Here is a 24,660-nt window from a genome sequence, read left to right on the forward strand (position 1 = left end):
TGCTGGAGGCGATCGTCACCCGGCTGCCGCCGCCGAAGGGCGACGAGACCGCGCCGCTGAAGGCCCTCCTCGTCGACAGCTGGTACGACGCCTATCTCGGCGTCGTCGTGCTCGTCCGGATCATCGACGGCCGCCTCAAGAAGGGCATGTCGATCAAGATGATGCGGACCGGCGCCGTCCACGGCGTCGACAAGGTCGGGGTGTTCCGCCCGAAGATGCAGGACGTGGCCGAACTCGGCCCGGGCGAGGTCGGCTTCCTGACGGGCTCGATCAAGGAGGTCGCGGACACGGCCGTCGGCGACACGATCACCGAGGACAAGCGGCCTACGAAGGACATGCTGCCGGGCTTCAAGCCCGTCCAGGCCGTCGTCTTCTGCGGCCTCTTTCCCGTCGACGCGGCCGAGTTCGAGGGCCTGCGGGCCGCCATGGGCCGGCTCCGCCTCAACGACGCGAGCTTCTCCTACGAGATGGAAACCTCGGCCGCCCTCGGCTTCGGCTTCCGCTGCGGCTTCCTCGGGCTCCTGCATCTCGAGATCATCCAGGAGCGGCTCGAGCGCGAGTTCAACCTCGACCTCATCTCGACCGCACCCTCGGTCATCTACCGCCTCTCGATGCGGGACGGCTCGGTGAAGGAGCTGCACAACCCGGCCGACATGCCGGACGTGATGCAGGTGCTGGCGATCGAGGAGCCCTGGATCCGGGCCACGATCCTGACGCCGGACGAGTATCTCGGCGGCGTCCTGAAACTGTGCCAGGACCGGCGCGGCGTCCAGATCGACCTCAACTATGTCGGCCGGCGCGCCATGGTAATCTACGATCTCCCGCTGAACGAGGTCGTGTTCGACTTCTACGACCGGCTGAAATCGATCTCGAAGGGTTACGCCTCCTTCGACTACCACATCTCCGATTACCGCGAGGGCGACCTCGTCAAGATGTCGATCCTGGTCAATGCCGAGCCGGTCGACGCGCTCTCGATGCTGGTCCACCGCGACCGCGCCGAGAGCCGCGGCCGCGCCATGTGCGAGAAGCTGAAGGACCTGATCCCCCGCCACCTCTTCCAGATCCCGGTCCAGGCCGCGATCGGCGGCAAGATCATCGCCCGCGAGACGATCAAGGCCCTGTCCAAGGACGTGACCGCCAAGTGTTATGGGGGCGACGCGACCCGCAAGCGCAAGCTGCTGGACAAGCAGAAGGAGGGCAAGAAGCGCATGCGCCAGTTCGGCCGCGTCGAGATCCCGCAGGAGGCGTTTATCGCGGCGCTGAAGATGGACAGCTGAGGCAGCCCGCCGCAGCCTCTCCCGGAGGGAGAGGTCGAGCGACGCCGGCAGGCGTCGGCCGGGTGAGGGGCGTGACCTCTCCGGCAAGTTGCATCTCTCACCCGGGCGCTACTCAGAGGCGCACGCTCATCTACAAGCAAAAGGAGCAGAAGAGGCGCATGCGCCAGTCCGTCCGGGTGAAGATCCCGCAGGAGGCTTTCATCGCCGCGCTAAAGATCGACGTATAATGGACTAGGCGCTAAGCTGATGCAATTCGGAGACGAAATTTCGTAGATCCACGCCTGACGCCCTCAGAGAGTTCAAATCTTGATGCTTAGTTATCTCATCCGCGTGCTCTATCCCGCCGAGAGTTGAGTAACCCAATGCCTGCGTTGTCTGCTGGCGTAGGAAGTTTTTGTAGAACCCCTTGTCGCACTTTCCAACTGGAGGAGCATTGCAGGCTCCAACAGCGCGATGAAATGCAGATAAGTCTCTGAAGAACCACGCTTCGATATGAGGATCGGGGATAGCTAATGCAACGCGATCCCGCCATTGATCAGGGATCATGCTAAAGACCTCATTCCGGCGCGCCACATAACCTTGGCAGTTCCCATCGTTCCCGACGATGATGTAATCGGCAGGGAAAGTAGCATGGTCCTGCACTCGAAAGAAGGTTCGTAGCTCGCTTCTTACCGCACCTCGGCCGCCTCGACTCACGAACGTTAGAAATTCCAGTTCACACCCAACCGCGCATGCAACCTTTCGTGCCAATGCGCTCAGATACTGCTCCTGCCCGAAATCTTCGACGAACAGACCGACTATTTTACAGGGCATTAACTCCGCCTCGGATCATTAATGCGCCAACTACATCCATGTCGTCAGCAGACGTCAGGAGTTCACGTACGTCCTCTCTTTCAAAAAGAGGCCCATCCAAACTAATACTCTTGGCCTCTGTCCAGCGACCTTGCGTTGTGATACCGTAGATCGAGAGTGGATGGCCCACCTCTCGAGCTGCCTGTATCGCCGACGTGCAGAATAAGGGAGAGTGACTTGTCACCAGGATTTGCTTCCTCTCGGAAGCAAGTGACATTAAAAGCTTGGCGATGAGCTCCACGCGTTGCGGCTGAACCCCATTCTCGGGCTCCTCAATTGCGACAAGAGACCCGCCCCACGGATTTAGCACGATAGCACACAGAGCGAGAACGCGAAGCGTTCCTTCCGACATTACTCGTGCAGAATACTCAACGCCACCCTGAGTGACAAGAATGTCGAGAGTGCCTCTCCTGCTGTCAAGAATTACATCTATGCTCGATACGGAGGGTATCACTGCGGTTAAAGACCGCTTCAGTGTCTCAAACCTACGTGCGTCTTCGTTTTTGAGGCGGTATAAGAAGGCGCTTAGATGCTCTCCGAGCCTCCCGATATTCGAGACCTGAAAGGGAGACGACGAGCCACGCATTGCCTCTCGAGGATCAAAATAATATATCTCCCAGCCGGCTAACTCGCGTCTACACTGCTCGATTGCATAATACTGAGAACCACTATATCTCTCGTCTGACAGCTTAGTGTGGTTCTGGTGGAGCGGCTCTGAGCGTGGACGACCTTGGCCGGACGGAATCACGAGATCCTGTCCGTCAGTTCGAATGCGTGGACGGCCTTTCCGATTTTCGGTTTGCCTGTTTAGCGTCTCTAAGTTCTCTTCTGATACAGACAATCGACCCGTCCGGGGTTCGATTTCGATTCCTACTCGGTACAAATATGGCTGTTTGGTCTTTTCAAAACGATCAACTATCGCTTCAAGCATGAACGAAGTCTCAGCCCTCTCAAGTAGCTCTGGCAACCCTCCCTTTGGAAAAGAAAAGACCTCCATAGGGTTTCCCCGTACGGGCCCGCTCAGCGCATCATCAAGAGTGCGCTCCGACGCTAGTCGACTAAGGGTCTGTATCGCATCTAGGATGTTACTTTTCCCGACCGAGTTCGCCCCGAACAGTATGTTGAAACTGCTGAAACCTAGCTCCAATCGTCGGATCGATTTGAACCCTTCTATGCTCAGGCGTCGTAGCAAGGCCGGTACCTATCAACACGCTAGTGAGCGTTCAACATAGCAGAGCGCTGCTCACTTACCCAGCGTCAAGCAATGTCTTTGCCACACCATGCACCGCACGCAACCAGGGAGGCAGCGTCTGCAGGTGCGCAGATGAAAAGCAGGGCAAGAGGCGCATGCGCCCGTTCGACCGCGTCGAGATCCCGCAAGAGGTCTTCATCGCTGCGCTGAAGATCGCCAGCTGAGCCACGCCCTTCACCCCGCCCGGAACGCCTTCGCCTCCTCCTCATACGCCTCGTACCCCAACACCCGCCGCAGCTCCGGCCCGGCCAGGGATGAGCCCGCCTCGGCCTCGCCGGCCTGCAGCGCCGCGAGACCCTGCTGCATGCCGGCGACGCTGGGCCCGAGCATCGCGGTCGGGTAGGTGCCGATCTTGAAGCCGAGCCGGGCGGCGTCGCTGCGCGATGGCGTCGCGCGGCCGGGCGCCGGGGTCAGGACCGAGAAGGAGGGCCGGCCGCCGGCGGCCGCGACGGCGCGGCGGATCTCGTCGTCGTCGGCCGGGGAATCCAGGAACAGGATGTCCGCCCCCTCCTCGACGAACATCTCGATCCGGGCCACGGCCTCGTCCATGCCCTGCGTCGGGCGGCAATCGGTGCGGGCGAGGACCAGGATGCCGCTGTCCCGGGCGGCCTCGACCGCGGCCCGGATCTTCATCCGGGCCTCTTCGCGGGGAAGGCAGGGCTTCCCGGCCGCGGTCAGCGCGCGCGGCGTGATCTTGTCCTCGATCAGGATCGCGGCGGCGCCGGCCTGGCCATAGGCCCGGACGGTGCGCTGCACGTTCATGGCGTTGCCGTGGCCATGGTCGCCGTCGGCGAGAAACAGCGTGTCGGGGGCGGCCCCGCGCACCATGAGGAAGGAATCCATCATCTCGCCGAAGGAGACGAGGTCGAGATCGGGCCCGCCAAGCCGGCTCGCCGCCACGCATGATCCGGACAGGAAGGCCGTCTCGTAGCCGGCACCGGCCGCAAGCTTGGCGCTGAGCCCGTCCCACACCGCCGGCATGACCACGAAATCGGGTTCGTCCAGCACGGCGCGGAGACGGTCGGACGGACGCATGGACGTTTCCTCGGTTATTTATCGACCGAGGATAACGGAAAGCGGGCGGACTGCGCCAGTCGGCCCGCCCTCTTATGCGCTTGCTTCGTCGAGGCGCCGGACATCCTCCGCCAACATCCGGAGCCTCGTCGCCGCGACCAGCGTCTTCACCTGCTCGACGGTGGTCGCGCTCGCGATCGGTGCCGTGATCGTCGGCTTCGCCATCAGCCAGGCGAGCGCGACAGAGGCCGGCTCCGTGCCGTGCTCGGCGGAGACCGCGTCGAGGGCGGCCAGGATGCGCTGGCCGCGCTCGTTCATGTATTTCGGAATCGAGCGCGCGCCGCGTGGGCTCTTGGCGTAATCCGCCTCGGAGCGGTATTTGCCGGTCAGGAAGCCGGCCGCGAGCGCGAAGAAGTTGATGACCCCGACCGTGTTCTCGGCGCAGACTCGCTCCAGGTCGCCCTCGAAGCCAGACCTCTCGTAGAGGTTGTATTCCGGCTGCAGGCTCTCGTAACGGGGCAGGCCGAGCGAGGCGGAGGTGTCGAGCGCCTCCTGCAGCCGCTCGGCGGAGAAGTTCGAGGCGCCGATGACCCGCACCTTGCCGTCCCGAATTAGGTCGGCGAAGGCCGTAAGTGTCTCGGCCGGCGGCGTCTCCGGGTCGTCCTTGTGGGCCTGGTAGAGGTCGATCCGGTCGGTCTGGAGCCGGCGCAGCGAATCCTCGACGGCGCGGCGGATGTAGTCGGGTTTCAGGCCGATCTTGCCGTCGCCCATGTCCATGCCGACCTTCGTTGCCAGGATGATGCGGTCGCGATTGCCGCGCGCCTTCATCCAGCGGCCGATGATCGTCTCGGATTCGCCACCCTGATGGCCGGCGGCCCAGCGTGAATACACGTCCGCCGTGTCCAGGAAGTTCAGGCCCTGGTCGAGGATCTCGTCGAGCAACCGGAACGAGGTCGCCTCGTCGACGGTCCAGCCGAAGATGTTGCAGCCGAAGCAGAGCGGCGGCACCCGGAGGTCCGAGCGGCCGAGGGGGCGCAGCTCCATGCCGGCGCTCACTCGTCGTCGGCCCCGGCGCGCTTCAGCGTCTTCAGCTTGCCGAAGACAGACTGGACGTCGATCCGCTCCTCGGGAGCGGCCTTCGGCTTGCCCATATCGGCGAAGGTCGGTCCGGACGGGCCGGCCGGGGTCGCGGTCGTGAGTTCGGCCGGCAGGAGAGTCTGGCCCGAATCGGACGCTTCGGCCTGGGGCCGGTCCTTCGCCGCGCGCTGAACCTCGAAATCGAGGTCGATCTGCGAGGAGAGGCCGAGGGTCACGGGATCCATCGGTTGGAGACCGGCCGAGTTCCAATGGGTGCGGTCGCGGATCTGGGCGATCGTCGCCTTGGTCGTTCCGACGAGCCGCATGATGGGCGCGTCCTTGAGCTCGGGATGGTTGCGGAGCAGCCATAGGATAGCGTTCGGGCGGTCGTGGCGACGCGACACCGGCGTGTAGCGGGCCCCGCGCTTCGAACTCTTCATCTCGGGCAGCTTCACCTTGGAGACGGCCATCTTGAGGCGATAATCGTGATCGGCCTGGGCCCGGTCGATCTCCTCGCGCGACAGCTGTCCCGCCCCGATCGGATCGGCGCCCTTGATGCCGGCCGCAACCTCGCCGTCGGCGATGCCCTTCACCTCGAGCGGGTGGAGATGGCAGAATTCGGCGATCTGTTCGAAGGTGAGCGACGTATTCTCGACCAGCCACACGGCGGTCGCCTTCGGCATGAGCGGGGCGTGGGACATATGTCGGACTCCTGAAGGGACAGACGGCGGGGCACACGGCCGCAACTGGCCTGTGCTCCGGCTCGGACCGTCCGAAGCGCCGTCTTCCCGATGATCGCGGAAAGCCGGATATATAGGCGAGGCGCCGAAGACGCGCAAACGTCCCGGCCGGGAGCGAGGGAGGGCAGGATGAGCATCGACGAGGCGGATACGAAGCCGAAGCGAAAGGTCTCGCACGAGATCGGACAGGACCTGTCGGCCATCTCGGTCGACGAACTCGGCGAACGCGTCACCCTTCTCGAAGCCGAGATCGCGCGCCTGCAGGACGAGCAACGCCGCAAGCTCGCCTCGCGGGAAGCGGCCGGCACCTTCTTCAAGCTCTGATAGTCCTGTGCCCTTTCGGCTCAGCTCGGCGTCGGCGTTAACACTTGGTTAGGGTTTCCGCTTCATAACGGGATGCATCCAGTTTTCTGGATCTCGAGTGGCCCGCCACTCTGTTTGATGCCTCCCTGTTGACCACTTCAGCCGCCTGCGAGGGCGGCTTTTTTCTTGTGGCCGGGATCGTTAACCTTGACGGAAAGTTAACGGCGCGCGAAGGCGCTGCCGGCCCTAAGGTTGCCCCTGGCGGTCGTCCGCTTTGCGATTGGCCCTGAATGGGACGCGGACGAGGGGGAGTCATGATGTTGAAAGAGCTCGAACGCGCCTCTGGCTATGGTTTCGAGCCTGCCGTCCCCGGACCGGTCCCGTTCGGAGCCTCGTTCGTCAAATCCGAGGCCTTCAAGCTCCTGTTCCGCGAAGGAATGGCGCTGGTGGAAGAGACGGCGTCCTATCTCGACGGAGACGGACGGACGGAATCGAACGGTCTCGGCCGAGGGGCGGCGCTCGCCTATGCGAGCGAGAGCATGCGGCTCACGACCCGCCTCATGCAGATCGCCTCCTGGCTGCTCGTGCAGCGGGCCGTCGCCGAGAACGAGATCACGCCGGCCCAGGCCCAGCGCGAGAAGGACCGTGTCCGGCTCGCGGTCCAGGACCAGGCCGCGTCCGATGCCCAGTTCGCCACCCTCCCCGAGCGCATCCGCGACCTCGTCGCCCTGTCGCTCCGCCTCCACGCCCGCATCCGCCACCTCGACAAGCTGATCAGCCGCTCCGTCGAGACCGAGACGGTCCGGACGAGCCCGGTCGCTCAGCAGCAGAACCTGCTGCGGTCGATCTTCGAGATCGGCTGAGGGCTACGACTGTCATTCCGGGGCTCGCGCAGCGAGAACCCGGAGCCCACGGCTCCCACGACCTGTGGACCGCTCCCTGCCTGGCGCGCTTCCATAGATTCCGGCTTCCGCCTCGTGGCCCCGGAATGACGGCGGGCAGGCGTCCGCCCCTCACCCGCCGATCCGGGCCTCGATCGCGTCCCAGACCGACACGGAAATGTCCGGACCGCCGACCTTCCGGATCGCCCGGATGCCCGTCGGCGAGGTGACGTTGATCTCGGTCAGGTTGCCGTCGATGACGTCGATCCCGACGAGGACGAGGCCACGGGCCCGGAGTTCGGGCCCGATCGTGGCGCAGATCTCCCGCTCCCGCTCGGTCAGCTCGGTCGCGTTCGCGGCGCCGCCCCGGACCATGTTCGAGCGGAGGTCGTTCGGGGCCGGGACACGGTTCACGGCGCCGAGGGGCTCGCCCTCGACCAGGATGATGCGCTTGTCACCCTCGGTGATCCGGGGAAGGTAGCGCTGCACCACCCAGGGCTCCCGGAATGTCACCGAGAAAAGGTCGAAGAGCGACCCGAAATTCGGATCCTCCGGCAGGATCCGGACCACCGCCGCCCCGCCATGCCCATGCAGCGGCTTCATCACGATCTGGCCGAATTCGCGCCGGAAGGCCTCGATCTCGTCCTTGTCGCGCGTGATCAGCGTCGGCGGCATGAGTTGCGGAAAGTGGGTGACGAAGATCTTCTCCGGCGCGTTCCGGACCGAGGCGGGGTCGTTGACGACCAGCGTCTTCGGGTGAAGGCGCTCCAGAAGATGGGTCGCCGTGATGTAGGCGATGTCAAAGGGAGGGTCCTGGCGCATCAGGATGACGTCGCATTCCCCCATGTCCATGCGCTCGGGCGACCCTAGGGTGGCGTGATCCCCCTCCTGGTCGCGGACCATGAGCGTCTCCACCGCCGCATGGACGCGGCCGTCCCGCATCGACAGCCGCTCGGGCGTGTAATGCAGCAGCCGGTGACCTCGTCGCGCCGCTTCGAGCAGCAGTGCGAAGGTGGTGTCGCCCGCGATGCGGATGCGCTGGATCGGGTCCATCTGGACCGCGACGGTGAGGGACATGAGGGGCTCCGCCGATTGTGGCCGCAACATAGCGGGTGCGGCGCGGGGCGCCAGTGACGCGCCGATGTTCCACTCTCCTCGTCATCCTGAGGAGCGCCGAAGGCGCGTCTCGAAGGACGCATCCCGGTCGTGCGTGCTTCGAGACGGCCGGCTACGCCGACCTCCTCAGCATGACGCCCGTAAGTGGAACAACCGAGCGGATGGCGACCGAGCTCGCCTCATCTCAGCGCGCGGCCGGCACAGGCTCCGGTGCGGGTCGTCCGCTCTCCGGCCCGGGTCGGAGCTTCGTCAAAAATCCCGCGAGGTCGCTCGTGACGTGGTCGACATGGGGCGCCACGACCGCCTCCTGCTCGAAGCTGTCCCGGAACGGGTCGACCGTCCGGGGCACGACGAGGCAGGTGGTCATGCCCATGTCGTGCGGGACGACGAGGTTCTTGGCGATGTCTTCGAACAAGGCGGAACGGGCCGGATCGACGACGTGGCGGCGCAGGAAGGTCTCGTAGGCACGACGGTCCGGCTTCGGCACGAAATCGGCCGCCACGATGTCGAAGACATCCTCGAAGTGATCGAAGATGCCGAGCTTCATGGCGACGCTCGTCGCGTGGCGGCGCGAGCCGTTGGTGAGGATCAGCTTGCGCCCTGGCAGCCGCTCGATCGCGTCCCCGAGAAGCGGGTTCAGCTCGATCGCGGAATGGTCGATGTCGTGCGCGAAATCGAGGAAGTCCTCGGGATCGACGCCGTAATCGTCCATCAGCGCCCGAAGCGTGGTGCCGTGGCGGTGGTAGAAAAACTTCTGCAGCGCGCGGGCGGACATCCCGTCGAGCCCGAACAGGTTCATGATGTAGAGCGTGATGCGCTCGTCCACCTGCGGCCACACGCCCGCCTCGTGCGAGTAGAGCGTGTTGTCGAGGTCGAAGACCCAGGTCTCGATATGGTCGAATCGGCGGGCGGCGGCGGCGGGATGGTGCGGTGGCGTCTGCGGCATCGAGATCACGAAGGCGGGCCCGGCCCGGGCAACTCACATAGGGCGGCTTAGCCCCGACGGTAAGCCGGGCCGCGGGCGGCCGTCGCCATTTCCGTCGACGCGCCGGGCGAAAGCCCATTCGCAGCTCTCGCTCATAACGGAGTATTTACTTGGAAGGTCAAGATTACAAGTTGAAGCCGATTCGACCGGCAAGAGCCGGGATAATACGGCCGCAACAAAGGGCGGAAACGCGGACGAGATCCGCCCGAAGAATCTCGGTGTGCTATGCGCAGTCGATTTCCACTCTACGCGCCGGCGGATGTCAGAGAGGTGAAAGACCCCTGCCTCGTATTCGACGGCACGGTTTGGCACATCTTCGGCTCGGGAGGCGACACCGTCTCGGAGCAATGGGGCATCCATCACGCCACGTCGTCGTCCCTCACCGGGGCGTGGACCCAGCACGAGATCATCCACCTGCCCATCGAAGGTTCCGGAGTCGCGGCGCCGGGCGTCATCTTCGGCGAGGGCTCGTTCCACCTCTTCGTGCAGACCGAGTTCATGCACGAGGGCGGCCGCATCGAGTATTTCAGCTCCCCCGACGGCTTCCGCTGGACCCACGTCAACACATCCCTCCTGTCGATCCCCGGAACGGACGAGGCGGGCATCTACGATCCGCACCCGGCGGTCATCGCGGGCCAGAAGGTGCTGGTCTATTCCGCCATGCCGCCCATCGTCGGTAAGCCGAATCCGGAAATCTTCCTGGCCGTGTCGTCCGGCCCCGGCTGGGAGGGGCCCTGGTGCCGTGTCGGCAAGATCCTGTCGCATGCCGACGTGGCCAAGCATCATAATCAGCCCGGTCACGCCGACTACGAATGGGGCATCGAGGGACCGCAGCTGGTGGAGCTACCGGACGGGCGCATCCTCCTGAACGCCGTCTGTTTCCTGCCAGCCGGAGAGCGCGGCACGCGCCAGCGGGTGTTCTTCGCCGTGTCGCCCGGGCTCGGGCAGCCATTCCGGTCGCTCGGGCCGTTCCTGCCGCCCCGGGGGCGAGGCGAGAACGGCCATGCCTCCGCGACCCTCGTCGAGAACGAGCTGGTGCTGTGCTACCAGGCGCGCCCGCATGCCGGAACCTGGCGCTACGGCATCAAGCGGAACGTGCGCCTTCCCGTCGCCGCCTGAGCCGGGGCGAGAAGGTCGTCACGCCGCCGCCGCCCGCAGGTCCTTGTGCATGAAGAACAGCCGGTGCCCGCCGGACCCGAGATCGAGTTCACCGAACACGGCATAGCCTTGCTTCTCGTAGAAGCCCCTCGCCTGGAAGCTCGCCGTGTCGAGGCGGGCGCCGTGGCAGCCCCTTCGAACGGCCTCCTCCTCGGCCTGCCTCAGAACGCGCGCGCCCACCCGCTGCCCGCGACATGCTTCCGGCAGGAAAACGAGCTCGATGATCAGCCAGCAGTAGGAGGTCCGGCCTTCAAGACCGCCGACGATGGTCGCGTCCGGCCCGCGGACGTAGACCGCGATGGGAGCATGGCGGCCCGGACCTGCCGCCTGTTCGTTGTAGCCGATCAGGCCCGACAGGACCGCCGCGTGGCCGGCCGGGGAAATGGAGGCCTCGACCGTGACCGGCCAGTCGGATGGTTCAAGGGCCGACGTCTCCGTCATCCCCGGATCAGGGTGCCGGCGCCGTAGTCGGTGAACAGCTCGAGCAGCACCGCGTGCGGCACCTTGCCGTCCAGGATGACGACCGCCTCGACCCCGCGCTCGATCGCATAGATGCAGGTCTCGATCTTCGGGATCATCCCGGCCGTGATGGTGCCGTCGGCGATGAGGCCGCGGCATTGCTCCACGGTCAGCTCGGGCAGGAGGTTCTTGTCCTTGTCGAGCACGCCCGCGACGTCGGTGAGGAGGAGGAGGCGCTTCGCCGTCATCGCGCCCGCGATGGCGCCCGCGAAGGTGTCGGCATTGACGTTGTAGGTCTGGCCGTCGGTGCCGGCCGCGATCGGGGCCAGGACCGGGATGAGCTCGGCCTTGAGCACGGCGTCGAGGACCGAGCGGTCGACCGCCTCGGGTTCGCCGACGAGGCCGAGATCGATCTCGCGCTCCTCCCGCGATTCCGGGTCGATCACGGTGCGGGCGGCCTTGCGGGCCCGCACCATCATGCCGTCCTTGCCGGAGAGGCCGACCGCGCGGCCGCCCTCGGCCCCGATCCAGCCCACGATCTGCTTGTTGATCGAGCCCGCCAGCACCATCTCGACGACCTCGACGGTCGCCTCGTCGGTGATGCGGAGGCCGCCGGCGAAAGCGGACTGGATGCCGAGCTTGTCCAGCATGCGGCCGATCTGCGGCCCCCCGCCATGGACCACGATCGGCTTCAGCCCCGCCTGTTCCAGGAGCACGATGTCCTCTGCGAAATTCTCCGCGGCGTCGCGGTCGCCCATCGCGTGGCCGCCATACTTGATGACGACGATCTGCTGGTCGTAGCGCTGCATGTGCGGCAGCGCCTGGACGAGCACCTCGGCGCGCACATGGGCGTTCGGCAGGCTGTCGGTCATGTCCGTGGCGTCCTGAGGCCGGCGAGGAGCTAAGCGGCGGTGGGCTGAAGCCGCACGACGTGGCGGTCGAAGGCTAGCGTGACCCGCATCCCCTGGTGGCTTTCGTCCTGGCCCCAATCGGCACTGAGCTTGGTCGCCATCGCCTTCACGATCATGCGGCCGAGCCCCCCCGTCGCACGGTCCTGGTTCACCGGCCCGCGCCCGACACCGTCATCCTCGACCGACAGCATCACGCGCGAGCCGTTGGCGGCCGTGAGCTTCACCCGGATGGGGCCGTTCCCGTCCGGATAGGCGTATTTCACGGCGTTCAGCACGAGTTCGGTCACGACGACCCCGACCGCGACCGCCTTGTCGGGATCGACCTCGACCGGTTCGGCCTCGAGCGAAAGCTGTGTCGCGACCCCGTCCTCCGCCGAACCCCGCAGGTCCGAGACGAGGGCCGTCAGGTATTGGTCGAGCGCGACCGACTGGACGTCGTCGGAGGTGTAGAGGCGCCGGTGGACCTGGGCGACCGCCATGACGCGGCGATTGGCGCCGGCGAGGGCCACCTTCACCTCCTCGCTCGTGGCGGCCGAGGATTGCAGGTGAAGGAGCGCGGCGATGATCTGCAGGGAATTGCCGACCCGGTGATTGACCTCCCGGATGAGCACGGCGCGCTCCGTCGCAAGCGCCTCGAACCGGTCTCGCGCGGCCCGGACCTCGGCCACGGCCGCGTCCTTGGCCCGGCGGAGGCGCACGCCCTCCACGCTCTGGTCGATGGCGACCGCGAGCAGCGCGATGAACTCGCCCTCGATCGTCTTCACGACATAGTCGGACGCGCCCGCCTTGAGGGCCGCGACCGCGACGGCGCTCTCCTGCGTTCCCGTGACGTAGACGACCGCGGGGGGGTCGGGCAGCGCCCGGATTTCAGCGAGGGTCGCGAGACCGTCCTGGCCCGGCATGTAATGGTCGAGCGCGACGACATCGAAATGACCGCTGGTCAGTTTCCCGAGGCCGCTCGGACCGTCGCCGGCCGTCTCCACGATGTAGCCACGCCGCTCCAGCCCCTTCTGCACGAGACGTGCAAGGCCCGGATCGTCGTCGATATAGAGGAGCCGGAGCGGCGTGTCGGTCATGCGGCGTCCGGAACCTGGATCACCGAGAAGAATAGCCCGAGTTGCCGGATGGCGTTCGAGAAGCCCTCATAATTGACCGGCTTCGTGATGTAGACGTTGCAGCCGAGGTCGTAGCAGCGCTGGATCTCGCGCTGGTCGTCGGTCGTGGTCAGGACGACGACGGGCGTGCGCTTGAGATGCTCGTTTTCCTTGACGATCTTCAGGATGTCGATCCCGGTCATGTCCGGGAGGTTGAGGTCCAAAAGGACCAGCATGGCCCGGCCCGCATTCGAGCTGCCGGTCCGGTCGGCGCCAAGGAAGAAGTCGACTGCGCTCGTTCCGTCCTGAAAGGCCACGATCTCGTTCGTGACCCCGGCCCTGCGAATGTTCTTCTCGATCAGGCGGGCGTGACCCTCGTCGTCCTCGACCATGATGATCGTCACCGGCATGGTCATGCTGCCTTCCTTTTCTTCTCGCCCACCCATCGTCGCGGAAGCGAGACCGTGAAAGTCGAACCCTGCCCCGGGACGGACGTCAAGCTGATCGTCCCGCCGATGCGGCGCACGAGCGCCCGCACATGCGCGAGGCCGATCCCCTCCCCAGGCCGGTCCTGTGCCCCGGATCGCCGAAACAGATCGAACACGCGCTCCAGATCCCTCTCGTCGATGCCGCGACCGTTGTCCCGTACCTCATAGACCGCCATCCGGCCATTCGCACGCCCGACGATCTCGATCCGGCCGGGAACGCCGCGCCGGAGATATTTCAGTGCGTTGTCGATCAGGTTCGAGAAGATCTGCTCCAGGGCCAGGCGGTCGCCGACGAGGGACGGGAGAGCGGTCGCCGTCACGGTCGCGTCCGCGTTCTCCGCCTGATGGGCGAGGCTCGCCCGGATCCCGGCAACCAGCGCGTCCATGTCCACGCGCTCCGGCTGGAAGTCGCGGCGTCCCTCGCGGGAAAGCCTGAGGATCGCGTTGATCAGGCGATCCATCTTGGCGATGGAGGCCTTGATGAAGCCGATCGCCTCGTCGAAGTCGCGGGAGAGTTCGTCGTCCTTCGCGGCCTCCGCCTCGCCGAGCGAGGCGCGAAGCATGGCGAGACGCGCGAAGACGTCGGCGCGCAGAGCCTCGAGCTCGGTCGTGAAGCCCATGATGTTCACGAGCGGCGAGCGCAGGTCGTGACTGACGATATAGGCGAAGCGCTGGATTTCCTCGTTCGCCTCGCGCAATTCCGTCTCGCGCTCGCGCAGGCTGGCGGAGGCCGACGCAAGCTCCTCGCCGACGAGATCCGCCTCGGCCAGCCCGGACGGTCGCGTCACGATGATCTGCCCTCGACCGAGACGTGCGGCCTGTCCGGCCAGGGCCACCATAGGTTCGGTGATGCGCTTTCCCATGAAGAAGCCGAGCGCGACCGAGAGCGTCGCGATCGCGACGAAGAGAAGACCGAAGAGGGACAGGGAGCGCCAGAGCGGCGCGTTCAGGTCGGCATAGCGTATCCCCACCGCCGCCCGGAAGTCCGACAGGCGCGAGCGGGCGAAGGCGCCGAAGACGGGCGTGCCGTCGACCGTGGTGCCGGACCACGTGCCTTGCCGGCCCGCCGTGTTGCGCTGGAGGTCCTGGGTTGCCTCGCGCCCCACGAACTCCTCCGCTCGCGCGGAGCGGGCCAGGATGATGCCTTTTCTATCGACGACCGAGACCGTGTAACGCGACGGAATGTCGGCTTCGGCAATGAGCCGCTGAAGCCGATCGAGCGGAACGCTGAAATACAGGAAATAGGCAGGAACCCCGTTCCGCTCGATGCTCGACACCGCCAGGAATTGCGGGATTCCGGATACCTGGCCGACCACGTAATCGGTCACCGCGAGGCGTCCGGAGGCGAGCGCAGCGCCGTCCCAGGTCACCGAGGAGCGCGGTAGCGGATCGCCGAAGGGGGTGCGGACATTCACGAGCTGCTGCCCCGTCCGGTCGGTCAGCACCGCAACAGTGTTCTGACGGCGCAGCAGATCGCCCGCCTGTTTGTGGAACCCCTCGAAATCGCCGTTCTGAAGATAGGCCGAGGTGGACAGCACGCCGAGCGCAGCGAAGATGCCCGTGACATCGCGGTCGAGCGCGAGGGCCACCGAGTGAGCGATGTCGGTGGCCTCGTTCTCGAGGCGAGACCGTTCGGCCGACGCGAAGCGCCACAGGACGAAGGCCGTGAAGAGAAGCGCCGGCAGGACCAGCGCAACCGTGAACCACGCAAGGTGGCCACGAACGGTCCGACCCCTGCGCACGGGCGCGGCGGATGGCTCGTCCGTCAGGGGAACCGAGGGTGGAGAGGTCGGGGCGGGTGCGCTCAAGGCCCCGCCATGGCTGAGAAGTATTTCCTTGGCAAGCGAAGGAAGCCGGACATAGCGCGACGGTGTCCGCTTAGGCCGCGACGCGGGTCTTCGCGACCGAGCGCACGCCTGCCGCGAGTTCCCGGACGAGGCTGGCCACGGCCTCGACGCTGCCCGACGTGGCGGCCCCGTCCGGATCGAGCGAGGCCCGGAGCGCATCGACAAGCGCCGAGCCGACCACCACCCCGTCCGCCCCGGCCGCGACCGAAGCGGCATGCGCGCCGGTGCGGACGCCGAACCCGACGACGACCGGGAGGTCGGTATGGTGCTTGATCCGGCCGACCGCGGCCGAGACGCGGGTGAAGTCCGGCGTCGCGGTGCCGGTCACGCCGGTGATCGAGACATAATAGACGAAGCCCGCGGTGTTCTGCAGGACCGCGGGCAGGCGAGCCGCGTCAGTGGTCGGCGTCGCGAGCCGGATAAAGGCGAAGCCGGCCGCGAGCGCCGGCAGGCAGAATTCGGCATCCATCTCGGGCGGAAGGTCGACGACGATGAAGCCGTCCACCCCGGCCTCAGCCGCGTCCCGGAGAAAGCGGTCGACCCCGTAGCTGTAGATCGGGTTGAAATAGCCCATCAGGATCACGGGCGTGGACAGGTCCGTCGCCCGGAAGCGGCGGACGAGGTCGAGCGTCCGGACCGTGTCCTGCCCAGCCTTCAGAGCCCGCAACCCGGCCGCCTGGATCGCGGGCCCGTCGGCCATCGGGTCGGTGAAGGGGAGGCCCAGCTCGACGATGTCGGCCCCCGCGGCGGGCAAAGCCGACAGGACGGCGAAGGAGGTCTCGGGATCGGGATCGCCGGCCATGACATAGGTGACGAGCGCGGCGCGGCCCTCGTTGCGGCATTGTGTGAAGCGAGCGTCGAGGCGGGCGGTCATGGCGCCTCGCCTACCATGCCGCGCCGGGAGCGGGAACCGCCCCGGGGTCGGCGATCAGATCGCGCCGCTCTTGAACCAGACGCAATTCGAGAAGGCGAGGACCGGGTCCATGCTGGCCCGCGTCTTGGTCGCGGCGACGGGCCGCCCGTTCTCCCCGAGATCGATCGTGACCTTGGAGGTTCCGTCGATCTGCTCGGAATAATAGCAATATTGGTGCTGCGGCGACTTCTGCTCGCTCGACGTGAAGTTCCAGCCCGTGACGACCTGGCCGCTACCCATCGGCACATTCTTGAACACCGTGAAGGCCGTGTTCACGGCCGCCCGCGAGGCAGGCGCCGCACCGGCGCCGAGCTGGGCTTCCGTCGGCCGGGGGACCTCGGCCGCCGGCTTCGGCTGGGCGAGCGCGACCAGCGCGTCGGGGTCGAGCTTCACGCTGCCTTCGGTCTTGAGCGTGAGGCCGGAGAGGGCCTGGGCGACGGCGTTCGCGACCTGCTCGGCTTGGATCACCGGCTGACGGGCGTAGGTCCAGCCGTAGAGCGCCGCCCCGATCCCGACCCCGATCATGGCGCAGATGAGCGAGAACCCGGCGAGGCGCAGGAACGCGGCCTTGGCGTTCAGGATCCGGGCTTCGGACTTGATCCGCGCATTGACCGCGTTCGCGAGGACCCGATTCTCCTTGGTGGCCGGGAGCTCCACGGCTCAGCGTCCCGTCTCGACGACCCGCAGCGGCGCTGCGGCGACGGGAGCGGCGGGGGACGGCTGTGCCGCCGGCGGGGCAGTAGCCGCGGCCGGGCGGGCCCGTTCGATCGTGGCGTTCGCCGTACGCTCGGCCTCGTCGCGGGCCTGCCGGATCAGCTCCTCGGCGAAGGGTTCGAGGATGAAGGAGCCTGCGCTTTCGTCCAGCACCACGTCGTCCTCCTCGCGCACCCGCTCCACGGAGGTCAGGGCGAGGAGCGTCGCCGCGACGGAGGCGCCGACCGCCGGGATGAAGACGAAGAAGAACAGGAAGGTATGGATTTCCTTGTCGGTGACCTGGCCCGGATCCTTGAAGAACACCATGGCCGTGAAGCTGTGCAGTTGCGAGCGCATCACGGCGTCCCGGTAGGCGACCTCGGCCTCGCTGAGCGAGCGGTCGACCGCCGTGCGGTCGAGCTTCGCGCGTTCCGCCCGTGCCGCGTCGAGCCGCTCCGATCCGTCGGCGCGGTCGCGGACGGCACCCGTCAGGCTCGCCTTCATGGCGTCGGTGCGCGGGTCGGTATTGCAGCGGGTGCCGGTGACGCGCCGCCCGTCGCGGGTCGTCGTCGAGGTCCGGAAGCACTTTTGGGCCGGCAGGGCGCCGAGTTCCGTGTTGCCGTCCTTCAGGCGCCGCTCGGCCTCGCCGAGCTGCTGCGTGCGCTGAGTCACGACCGCGTCGGCATCCGCGATCTTGCGGTCGAGGGTCGCCCGCTCGTTTCGGGCGTCGCCCAGTCGCTCCTGGGCTTTCACCGCCTCGGTCAGACGGGGCCGGAACATGATCTCGCCAAGTTGCGAGATCGACTTGATGGTCACGGCCGCGGCCCCGATCACCCCGATCGCCGCGATGATGCGGAGGGCGACGGAGGATTGCGTCCGGATCGACACGGCGAGTGGAACGCGGCTGAACTCGATCACCGCGTAGGCGATGGGAGCCAGCATCATCATCCAGAAGGCGGTCGGGTCGGCGCCGCCATACATGCTGGCGAACAGCCAGGCTCCGGCGAGCGAGGTCGCGACGATGATGCCCTCGATCACGAAGGCGAGGACGAGACGCTTGACCGAGATCGTGTAGCCGCGTTCCATGTCGGCAGCGCGCCGCTCCGCCCTGCGGGCGGCGCGTGGATCAGGCATATCGAAATGGACGGCGTCCGCCATGCGGCCTCGTTCGGTCTCCGGCCGGCTCCCGGTAACCGGACCTCGACGCCCGACCTTAACCGATCGGGAACCAGCTATTCAACGCCCGGCCCGAAGACGTCGGGTCGCAGGCAAAAACTCTGCCAGCGCCGGCGGAAGCCGCCATGCCTGCCTCTTGTCTGAGGGCCGCCTCCCGCCCATCATGACCGTTCTGCAACGGGGCACATCCGTAGCCAGGAGAGACGATGAACGAGGGCGAAACGGGAGAGACGTTGCGCAGCGACCGGATCGTTCCGTTTCCGGGTGCCGCGCCATCGCCTCAGGTGACGTTCAGCCGAGACGAACTCCGGGCCATCCTGAACCTCTACGGCCGGCGCGTGGCCGAGGGGGAGTGGCGCGACTATGCGATCGACTTCGCCCGCGACCGGGCCGTCTTCGCCGTCTACCGCCGGACCTCGGAATCGCCGCTCTACCGAATCATCAAGGACCCGAAACTCGCCCGCCGCCAGGGCGCCTACGCCGTCGAGACGACGTCCGGCCTCGTGCTGAAGCGTGGCCATGACCTCGCCCGCGTTCTTCAGGCCATCGACAAGCCGGTGAAGCTCGTCACCAACTAGGGCCACCATCCGTTCACGCTGAAGCGTCATGCGTCCTTCGATGCCCCCGCTTCGCGGGGCACATCAGGATGAGGACGTGGTGGATGCTCCCAACTTTCTCATCCTGAAGTGCGAGCCGGAGCCGAGCCTCGAAGCACGCACGACTCCCAGACGAAAAAAGCCCCGGCTTGCGCCGGGGCTTCGCGACCGAGCCGAGGCTCGAACGTTCTTAGTTGTTCCGGTTGCCCATGAAGGCGAGCAGGAACTGGAACATGTTGATGAAGTCGAGATAGAGCGTCAGGGCGCCGTAGACCGAAGCCTTGCCGGCAGCTTCCGTGTCGTAGTTTCCGTAGAGATACATCTCCTTCAGCTTCTGGGTATCGTAGGCGGTGAGGCCCGCGAAGATCAGAACGCCGATCGCCGAGATGGCGAATTGCATCGCCGGCGACTGCAGGAAGATGTTGACGAGCGAGGCCAGGATGAGGCCGATCAGCCCCATCATCAGGAACGTGCCCATTCCCGACAGGCTGCGCTGGGTGGTGTAGCCGAAGAGGCTAAGCCCGCCGAAGGCGGCCGCCGTCACGAAGAAGGTCTGCGTGACCGAGGCGCCCGTATAGCGCAGGAGGATCGTCGAGAGCGAGGCACCCATCACCGCCGCGAAGGCGAAGAAGGTGAGCCGAGCCGTCGCCGCCGACATCTTTTCCATCCGGAAGGAGAAGAAGAAGATGAAGGCGAGCGGGGCCAAAGCCACCACCCACATCAGCGGCGAGCCATACAGCATCTTGCCGAAGGCGGTGACATATTGCCCGTTCATCCGGGCCACGGCCTGGTTGGCATCGGTCGTCACGGCGAGCTTGTTCACGCCGAGCGCGACCAGGGCCGAGATGGCGAGGCCCAGGACCATGTTGTTGTAGACACCCAACATGAAGGTGCGCAGACCCTGGTCGACCTCGGCGGTGCTGCGAGCGTAGCCGGCGCCGAAACCGGTCTGGTTCTGTTGAAACGGTTGCATGGGAGTCGTCCTCTGGATGGCTCTCAGCGTGCTTGTCGATACGAGGGATCACGCGCCCCTCTGACGCCGGACATCCGGCGCCACAGGAATATGGAGGGAACCGCGGTTCCTCACAAGGGGCCTCGCCGTCTGCGCTGGCGGAAGGGGTTAAAGGCTTCGGAGATAGGGGGCCGGCTTTTGACCCAACACCCTCCAGGTGCCGAGGAGGCCGAGCCCGACCGCAACGACGACTGCGAGCAGGGCCGAGACGACGCTGCTGCCGAGATCCAGCGTGAAGCCGAGCTGCATCGTCCGGGTCACCACGGCATAGGCGGCAAGCGAGCCGGCCACGAGCCCGATCGCGGCCGTTGCGAGGCCGAGCGCGCCGTATTCCACCAGGTAGGCGGCCAGGAGCCGACCCCGCGTCGCGCCGAGCGTCTTCAGAACGACCGCGTCGTAGAGCCTCGCCCGCTGCCCGGCCGCGAGCGCGCCTGCGAGGACGAGAAGGCTCGCCAGCAGCGCGACCGACGAGGCGGCCCGGATCGCGAAGACGAGCTGGGCCACGACGGCGTTCACGGCCTCGAGGGCGTCCTTGACCCGGACGCTGGTCACGGCCGGGAAGCCGCGGGCCACGTCGCGCAGGAGGCGCGGTTCGATCGCCGGATCGGCCCCGGCCGGAAGGGTCACGGTCATCAGCTCCGTATGCGGAGCACCCCCGAAGCTCTGGGGCGAGAACACGAGCACGAAGCCGATCCCGATTCGACGCCAGTCGATCCGACGAAGGTTGGCGATGGTCGCCGTCAGGTTGCGGCCGAGCACATTCACGGTGATCGTGTCGCCGACATTCAGCCCGAGCCCGCGCGCGATCTCCGCATCCAGCGAGACGAGAGGCGCGCCGGCGACGTCCGGCGCCCACCAGGCGCCCTCGACCACGGTCGAGCCTTCCGGGATCGCGGCCGCGTAGGTGATGCCGCGATCGCCGTCCAGCACCCAGGCGGCATTCGGCGCGGCCTGCGTCTCGGCCACCGGGCGCCCGTTCAGCGCCGTGATCCGGCCCCGCATCATCGGCGTCGCTTCGATCGCGCCCCCGGGCGCCGCCCGGCCGAGAAAGGCGCGGAACTCGGACGCGTCCGCGCTCGGGACGTCCACGAAGAAGAAGTTGGGCGCCCGCTCCGGGAGAGTGCGGCCGATCTCGCGCCGCAGGTTGCCGTCGATCCCGGCGAGGGTCACGAGCAGGGTGATGCCGAGACCGAGCGAGAGGACGAGCGACGGCGTCAGCGCGCCGGGCCGATGCAGATTCGCGATGGCGAGCCGCAGGAAAGGCTGCCGCGCATGGGGCAACACCCGGGCGAGCCGCATGATCCCGACAGCCGCGAGACGCAGGATCAGATAGGCTCCGCCGGCCGCCGCAACGAAGGCCAAAGCCACGCGCCGGTCATAGGCGGCCACGACGGCGAGCCCGACGAGCGCGGCCCCGCACAGGATGGCAGCCGCCAGATAGGCGGCGGGCGGGCGGTGCGGGTCGGGCGCGACCCTGTCGCGAAACAGGCCCGAGACCGGAACGCCATGCGCCCGGCCGAGGGGGCCGAGCGAGAAGGCGAGCGCCGTCAGGAGGCCGTAGAGCAGCGCGAGCCCGAGATCCTTCGGCGAGACCACAGCCTCGATCGGGATCGGCAGGGCGGACCGGAAGGCGCCCGCGATCGCGAACGGGATGGCCGCCCCGACGGCGAGCCCGATCGCGACGCCGACGGCAGCGATCATCATGACCTGTGCCAGATAGATCGCGACCACCTGCCGGCCGGTCGCGCCGAGGCTCTTCAGGATTCCGATCGGGACGCGCTTGCGATCGACGAAGGCCGCGGCGGCATTCGCGACCCCGACGCCGCCGACGAGGAGCGCCGTCAGTCCGACGAGGGTCAGGAATTGCGTGAATCGCTCGATATTGCGGCTGAAGCGCGGGTCGGCGTTGTCGCGGGTGCGGATCTCCCAGCCTGCGCCCCCCTCCGGGAGCTGGGCTTTCAGCGCCTCGAGGACGCGACCGGGCCGGCCGTCCTCTTCCTCCGTGGCGGTCGCGGGCGGGATCAGCAGGCGATAGGTCCAGCGGACGAGGCTGCCCGGCTGGACGAGGCCGGTCGCCCGGAGCGCCGCATCCGACATGAGTAGGCGCGGGCCGAAGCCGATCCCGGCCGCGATCTTGTCGGGTTCGGAGACGAGCCTGGCCCGGAGCTCGAACGGGGTCGATCCGATCGTCACCCGTGCCCCGACCGGCAGCGCGAGCCGGTCGAACAAGGCCGAATCGACGACGGCGCCGAACACGCCGTCCTTCTCGGCCAGAAGTCCGGACAGCTCGCCCGCAGGCTCGGTCTTCACTGCCCCGACGGTCGGGTAGCCTGAACCGACCGCCTTCACCTCGACCAAAGCCGCGCCGGCCTCGGGACCGGCGGAGGCCATCGCCCTCAGCGTCGCGACGGGCGACACCCGGCCCTGGCCCGACATGATTCGGAGCTCCTCGGGGCTCGCCTCGCGCTGCACCACGGAGAGCGCGACGTCGCCGCCGAGGATCGTCCGGCCCTGGCTCGAGATGCCCTCGACGAGCGAGCGCGCGACGGACGCCACGCCCGAGATCGCCGCGACGCCGAGCGCGATGCAGGCGATGAAGATCGCGAAGCCCCGCAGGCCCGCCCGCATCTCGCGAAGCGCGAGACGGAGGACCAGCGGGGAGCCAGGCGCGCGCGGGGTCGAGGCGGCCGGCAGGGTGCCGTGCATCAGCGGACCGCCGCTGTGTCGGCCGCGACCACCCGTCCCGCCCGAAGGTGGACGGTGCGGTCGCAGCGCTCGGCCAACGTCGCGTCGTGGGTGACCAGGACGAGCGTCGTGCCGCGCTCGCGCTTGATCCGGAACAGGAGGTCGACCACGGCGCCGCCCGTGCCTTCGTCGAGATTGCCGGTCGGCTCGTCCGCGACCACGATCGCGGGGTCCGGCGCCAGCGCTCTCGCGATCGCGACGCGCTGCTGCTCGCCGCCGGACAGCTGGGCCGGGTAATGGTGCAGGCGGGCGCCGAGTCCGACCCCGGCAAGTTCCGTCTCGGCCCGCGCGAAGGCGCCGCTTCGTCCCGCGAGTTCGAGCGGGAGCGCCACATTCTCCAGCGCCGTCATCGTTGGGACGAGATGGAAGGACTGGAAGACGATGCCGATGCGCCGGCCCCGGACACGGGCGAGGGCATCCTCGGACAGCCCCGTGAGGTCCTCCCCGTCGAGCATCACCCGCCCGCGATCGGGCCGCTCCAGCCCCGCCATCACCATGAGCAGCGTCGACTTGCCCGACCCAGATGGCCCGACGAGGCCCACGGCCTCCCCGGTCGAGACCGCGAGGCTGATCCCCTGCAGCACATGGACGCGCGCGGCGCCGTCACCCAAGGAGAGGTCGACATCCTCGAGCGAGATGATCTTGCCCGTCATGCGAATGAACCCAATCTCACGGCCGAGATGATGCAGAGGTGGACGGCATGGCGGGAACCCGGCGCGGCGGCTCATATGGGACAGGGCGAGCGCATGTCCAACGCGTCTGCGGCATCCTGGCCGTCGTCCTCGTGGCTGCCTTAGCCGCGGTGACCGGCTCCGCAAGAGCCGCGCCGGGCGAGCCCCTGAAGCTCGTCGCGCTCGGCGATAGCCTGACGGCCGGCTACAATCTCCCGGAGAGCGCGGCCTTCCCGACCGTACTCGAAGCCGCGCTCCGGGCGCGCGGCCATGCGGTCACGATCACGAATGCCGGCGTCTCGGGCGACACCGCGTCCGGCGGTCTCGCGCGGCTCGACTGGTCCGTGCCGGACGGAACCGATGGGGTGATCGTCGAACTCGGCGCGAACGACATGCTGCGCGGCACCGATCCCGAGGTCACCCGAAAGGCGCTCGAGACCATCGTGTCACGCCTCAAGGCCCGCAACATCCCCGTCCTGCTCGCCGGCATGTATGCGGCCCGCAATCTCGGTCCCGACTTCGTGCGGCGATTCGACTCGATCTATCCGGACCTCGCGGGCAAATACGGCCTGGTGCTCTATCCGTTCTTCCTCGACGGCGTCTCGGGGGAAGCCCGGATGACGCTGCCCGACGGGCTCCATCCCTCGGCCGAGGGCGTGCGCCGGATCGCCGAGCGCATCCTGCCGTCCGTCGAGACCTTTCTCACCCGGCTCGGCCGCTGAGGCCCGGCGCGCAGCCTCTTTTCTGGGCGGACACGCCAGGCGATCGACAGGGGCCGGACCGACTGGCCAGCCCTCGCATCGGGCCGCTTTCGCACTGCGTGGGGCCGTGCGCGAGGCAGATGCCGAAACGATGGGCCGTCGCTCCTCCGTCATGATGGCCGGTTAGGCGCAGAACCCATTGTCGCAAGGCGGGCGTTCGATATATACGCGCGCCCCATAATCCGCCTCGAAGCGGAGACATGGCTGAGGGGCCAAGTGATGCCGAAGATGGCGGAAAACGGCTACCACCCGGACGACGACGAACCCTTCATGGGGGATCGTCAGCGGGACTATTTCAAGTGCAAGCTCGCGGCCTGGAAGGGCGATATCCTGAAGGAGTCCCAGGGCACGCTGTCCACGCTCCAGACGGAGAACCCGAACCATCCCGACTTCGCCGACCGGGCCTCGTCGGAGACGGACCGGGCGATCGAGCTCCGGGCCCGCGACCGCCAGCGCAAGCTGATTTCGAAGATCGACCAGGCGATCTCGCGAATCAACGAGGGCACCTACGGCTATTGCGAGGAGACCGGCGAGCCGATCTCGCTCCGGCGGCTGGAGGCCCGGCCCATCGCGACGCTCTCGATCGAGGCGCAGGAAAGGCACGAGCGCAAGGAGCGCGTCCACCGGGACGACTGATCC

General features: G+C 67.1%; 24 protein-coding genes. 7 read left to right on the top strand and 17 right to left on the bottom strand.

Annotated features, from left to right (window positions below):
* A partial coding sequence (lepA, locus tag ACFE87_RS20595) for a translation elongation factor 4 (protein WP_375461533.1) occupies nt 1-1,277 on the top strand: 1,277 nt, incomplete at its 5' end.
* An 802-nt stretch (nt 1,278-2,079) separates the two neighbouring features.
* On the opposite strand, the gene ACFE87_RS20600 is transcribed toward lepA, so the two are convergent.
* The 4 genes from ACFE87_RS20600 to ACFE87_RS20615 all read right to left on the bottom strand — a co-directional run bounded on the left by ACFE87_RS20600 (nt 2,080) and on the right by ACFE87_RS20615 (nt 6,173).
* Nucleotides 2,080-3,321, bottom strand: a complete 1,242-nt coding sequence (locus ACFE87_RS20600; RefSeq protein WP_375461534.1) for an AAA family ATPase — start codon at nt 3,319-3,321, stop codon at nt 2,080-2,082.
* 234 nt (nt 3,322-3,555) lie between these two features.
* On the bottom strand, nt 3,556-4,416 hold the full coding sequence (locus tag ACFE87_RS20605; RefSeq protein ID WP_375461535.1) for an oxaloacetate decarboxylase: 861 nt from the start codon (nt 4,414-4,416) through the stop codon (nt 3,556-3,558).
* 72 nt (nt 4,417-4,488) lie between these two features.
* Nucleotides 4,489-5,439, bottom strand: a complete 951-nt coding sequence (locus ACFE87_RS20610) for an aldo/keto reductase (protein ID WP_375461536.1) — start codon at nt 5,437-5,439, stop codon at nt 4,489-4,491.
* 8 nt (nt 5,440-5,447) lie between these two features.
* Entirely contained in the window at nt 5,448-6,173 is a 726-nt protein-coding gene (locus ACFE87_RS20615) for a DUF1013 domain-containing protein (protein ID WP_375461537.1), read from the bottom strand.
* Between the two features lie 168 nt (nt 6,174-6,341).
* Between ACFE87_RS20615 and ACFE87_RS20620 the strand changes: the two genes are divergently transcribed.
* Nucleotides 6,342-6,536, top strand: coding sequence for a DUF1192 domain-containing protein (locus ACFE87_RS20620; RefSeq protein ID WP_375461538.1), 195 nt, complete (start codon nt 6,342-6,344; stop codon nt 6,534-6,536).
* 296 nt (nt 6,537-6,832) lie between these two features.
* Complete coding sequence (locus ACFE87_RS20625) at nt 6,833-7,378, top strand: DUF1465 family protein (RefSeq protein ID WP_375461565.1); 546 nt, start codon at nt 6,833-6,835, stop codon at nt 7,376-7,378.
* 150 nt (nt 7,379-7,528) lie between these two features.
* Here ACFE87_RS20625 and gshB read toward each other — a convergent pair whose 3' ends face one another.
* Nucleotides 7,529-8,473, bottom strand: coding sequence for a glutathione synthase (gene gshB / locus ACFE87_RS20630; protein ID WP_375461539.1), 945 nt, complete (start codon nt 8,471-8,473; stop codon nt 7,529-7,531).
* A 223-nt stretch (nt 8,474-8,696) separates the two neighbouring features.
* A complete protein-coding gene (locus ACFE87_RS20635) occupies nt 8,697-9,458 on the bottom strand; it encodes a pyrimidine 5'-nucleotidase (RefSeq protein ID WP_375461540.1) in 762 nt (253 codons plus the stop codon).
* Nucleotides 9,459-9,767: 309 nt separating this feature from the next.
* Between ACFE87_RS20635 and ACFE87_RS20640 the strand changes: the two genes are divergently transcribed.
* Nucleotides 9,768-10,616, top strand: coding sequence for a hypothetical protein (locus ACFE87_RS20640; protein ID WP_375461541.1), 849 nt, complete (start codon nt 9,768-9,770; stop codon nt 10,614-10,616).
* Nucleotides 10,617-10,634: 18 nt separating this feature from the next.
* Here the strand turns inward: ACFE87_RS20640 and ACFE87_RS20645 are convergent, their stop codons facing one another.
* The 8 genes from ACFE87_RS20645 to ACFE87_RS20680 all read right to left on the bottom strand — a co-directional run bounded on the left by ACFE87_RS20645 (nt 10,635) and on the right by ACFE87_RS20680 (nt 18,218).
* Complete coding sequence (locus tag ACFE87_RS20645) at nt 10,635-11,096, bottom strand: GNAT family N-acetyltransferase (RefSeq protein ID WP_375461542.1); 462 nt, start codon at nt 11,094-11,096, stop codon at nt 10,635-10,637.
* The gene (gene argB / locus ACFE87_RS20650; protein ID WP_375461543.1) at nt 11,093-11,986 is read right to left on the bottom strand and encodes an acetylglutamate kinase; all 894 of its coding nucleotides are present in this window, start codon (nt 11,984-11,986) and stop codon (nt 11,093-11,095) included. The genes ACFE87_RS20645 and argB overlap by 4 nt, the downstream gene beginning before the upstream one ends.
* Nucleotides 11,987-12,015: 29 nt before the next feature.
* Complete coding sequence (locus tag ACFE87_RS20655; RefSeq protein ID WP_375461544.1) at nt 12,016-13,101, bottom strand: sensor histidine kinase; 1,086 nt, start codon at nt 13,099-13,101, stop codon at nt 12,016-12,018.
* Nucleotides 13,098-13,535: a response regulator gene (locus ACFE87_RS20660; protein ID WP_375461545.1), complete on the bottom strand. Its 438-nt coding sequence runs from the start codon at nt 13,533-13,535 to the stop codon at nt 13,098-13,100. Before ACFE87_RS20660 ends, ACFE87_RS20655 begins: the two co-directional genes overlap by 4 nt.
* Complete coding sequence (locus ACFE87_RS20665) at nt 13,532-15,349, bottom strand: ATP-binding protein (RefSeq protein ID WP_375461546.1); 1,818 nt, start codon at nt 15,347-15,349, stop codon at nt 13,532-13,534. Before ACFE87_RS20665 ends, ACFE87_RS20660 begins: the two co-directional genes overlap by 4 nt.
* 136 nt (nt 15,350-15,485) lie before the next feature.
* Nucleotides 15,486-16,328: a tryptophan synthase subunit alpha gene (gene trpA, locus ACFE87_RS20670; RefSeq protein WP_375461547.1), complete on the bottom strand. Its 843-nt coding sequence runs from the start codon at nt 16,326-16,328 to the stop codon at nt 15,486-15,488.
* A gap of 54 nt (nt 16,329-16,382) precedes the next feature.
* Nucleotides 16,383-17,024 carry a hypothetical protein gene (locus ACFE87_RS20675; RefSeq protein WP_375461548.1) on the bottom strand — a complete coding sequence of 214 codons (642 nt, stop codon included), beginning with the start codon at nt 17,022-17,024 and terminating at the stop codon, nt 16,383-16,385.
* Nucleotides 17,025-17,027: 3 nt separating this feature from the next.
* Nucleotides 17,028-18,218: an ATPase gene (locus ACFE87_RS20680; protein ID WP_375461549.1), complete on the bottom strand. Its 1,191-nt coding sequence runs from the start codon at nt 18,216-18,218 to the stop codon at nt 17,028-17,030.
* A gap of 224 nt (nt 18,219-18,442) precedes the next feature.
* On the opposite strand from ACFE87_RS20680, the gene ACFE87_RS20685 reads away from it, so the two are divergent.
* Nucleotides 18,443-18,814, top strand: coding sequence for a DUF2794 domain-containing protein (locus ACFE87_RS20685; RefSeq protein ID WP_375461550.1), 372 nt, complete (start codon nt 18,443-18,445; stop codon nt 18,812-18,814).
* 208 nt (nt 18,815-19,022) lie between these two features.
* On the opposite strand, the gene ACFE87_RS20690 is transcribed toward ACFE87_RS20685, so the two are convergent.
* The 3 genes from ACFE87_RS20690 to ACFE87_RS20700 form a co-directional block, all read right to left on the bottom strand.
* Complete coding sequence (locus tag ACFE87_RS20690; protein WP_375461551.1) at nt 19,023-19,805, bottom strand: Bax inhibitor-1/YccA family protein; 783 nt, start codon at nt 19,803-19,805, stop codon at nt 19,023-19,025.
* 147 nt (nt 19,806-19,952) lie between these two features.
* Nucleotides 19,953-22,550 (bottom strand): ABC transporter permease, encoded by a 2,598-nt coding sequence (locus ACFE87_RS20695; protein WP_375461552.1) that lies wholly within the window; start codon nt 22,548-22,550, stop codon nt 19,953-19,955.
* Nucleotides 22,550-23,242, bottom strand: a complete 693-nt coding sequence (locus ACFE87_RS20700; protein ID WP_375461553.1) for an ABC transporter ATP-binding protein — start codon at nt 23,240-23,242, stop codon at nt 22,550-22,552. The genes ACFE87_RS20695 and ACFE87_RS20700 overlap by 1 nt, the downstream gene beginning before the upstream one ends.
* Nucleotides 23,243-23,289: 47 nt before the next feature.
* On the opposite strand from ACFE87_RS20700, the gene ACFE87_RS20705 reads away from it, so the two are divergent.
* Nucleotides 23,290-23,982 (top strand): arylesterase, encoded by a 693-nt coding sequence (locus ACFE87_RS20705; RefSeq protein WP_375461554.1) that lies wholly within the window; start codon nt 23,290-23,292, stop codon nt 23,980-23,982.
* A 258-nt stretch (nt 23,983-24,240) separates the two neighbouring features.
* Nucleotides 24,241-24,657 carry an RNA polymerase-binding protein DksA gene (gene dksA, locus ACFE87_RS20710; RefSeq protein ID WP_375461555.1) on the top strand — a complete coding sequence of 139 codons (417 nt, stop codon included), beginning with the start codon at nt 24,241-24,243 and terminating at the stop codon, nt 24,655-24,657.
* The last annotated feature ends 3 nt before the right edge of the window (nt 24,658-24,660 follow it).

The sequence above is a fragment of the uncultured Enterovirga sp. genome, from assembly GCF_964242715.1.
In the GTDB taxonomy this organism is placed as follows: Bacteria; Pseudomonadota; Alphaproteobacteria; order Rhizobiales; family Beijerinckiaceae; genus Enterovirga.

Coding starts and splice junctions, on each gene's coding strand:
- ACFE87_RS20695 (WP_375461552.1), bottom strand. CDS start 22,550: ATGCACGGCACCCTGCCGGCCGCCTCGACCCCGCGCGCGCCTGGCTCC.
- ACFE87_RS20685 (WP_375461550.1), top strand. CDS start 18,443: ATGAACGAGGGCGAAACGGGAGAGACGTTGCGCAGCGACCGGATCGTT.
- ACFE87_RS20635 (WP_375461540.1), bottom strand. CDS start 9,458: ATGCCGCAGACGCCACCGCACCATCCCGCCGCCGCCGCCCGCCGATTC.
- dksA (WP_375461555.1), top strand. CDS start 24,241: ATGCCGAAGATGGCGGAAAACGGCTACCACCCGGACGACGACGAACCC.
- ACFE87_RS20625 (WP_375461565.1), top strand. CDS start 6,833: ATGTTGAAAGAGCTCGAACGCGCCTCTGGCTATGGTTTCGAGCCTGCC.
- ACFE87_RS20660 (WP_375461545.1), bottom strand. CDS start 13,535: ATGACCATGCCGGTGACGATCATCATGGTCGAGGACGACGAGGGTCAC.
- ACFE87_RS20700 (WP_375461553.1), bottom strand. CDS start 23,242: ATGACGGGCAAGATCATCTCGCTCGAGGATGTCGACCTCTCCTTGGGT.
- ACFE87_RS20705 (WP_375461554.1), top strand. CDS start 23,290: ATGGCGGGAACCCGGCGCGGCGGCTCATATGGGACAGGGCGAGCGCAT.
- ACFE87_RS20620 (WP_375461538.1), top strand. CDS start 6,342: ATGAGCATCGACGAGGCGGATACGAAGCCGAAGCGAAAGGTCTCGCAC.
- ACFE87_RS20655 (WP_375461544.1), bottom strand. CDS start 13,101: ATGACCGACACGCCGCTCCGGCTCCTCTATATCGACGACGATCCGGGC.
- ACFE87_RS20615 (WP_375461537.1), bottom strand. CDS start 6,173: ATGTCCCACGCCCCGCTCATGCCGAAGGCGACCGCCGTGTGGCTGGTC.
- trpA (WP_375461547.1), bottom strand. CDS start 16,328: ATGACCGCCCGCCTCGACGCTCGCTTCACACAATGCCGCAACGAGGGC.
- ACFE87_RS20690 (WP_375461551.1), bottom strand. CDS start 19,805: ATGCAACCGTTTCAACAGAACCAGACCGGTTTCGGCGCCGGCTACGCT.
- argB (WP_375461543.1), bottom strand. CDS start 11,986: ATGACCGACAGCCTGCCGAACGCCCATGTGCGCGCCGAGGTGCTCGTC.
- ACFE87_RS20605 (WP_375461535.1), bottom strand. CDS start 4,416: ATGCGTCCGTCCGACCGTCTCCGCGCCGTGCTGGACGAACCCGATTTC.
- ACFE87_RS20610 (WP_375461536.1), bottom strand. CDS start 5,439: ATGGAGCTGCGCCCCCTCGGCCGCTCGGACCTCCGGGTGCCGCCGCTC.
- gshB (WP_375461539.1), bottom strand. CDS start 8,473: ATGTCCCTCACCGTCGCGGTCCAGATGGACCCGATCCAGCGCATCCGC.
- ACFE87_RS20680 (WP_375461549.1), bottom strand. CDS start 18,218: ATGGCGGACGCCGTCCATTTCGATATGCCTGATCCACGCGCCGCCCGC.
- ACFE87_RS20645 (WP_375461542.1), bottom strand. CDS start 11,096: ATGACGGAGACGTCGGCCCTTGAACCATCCGACTGGCCGGTCACGGTC.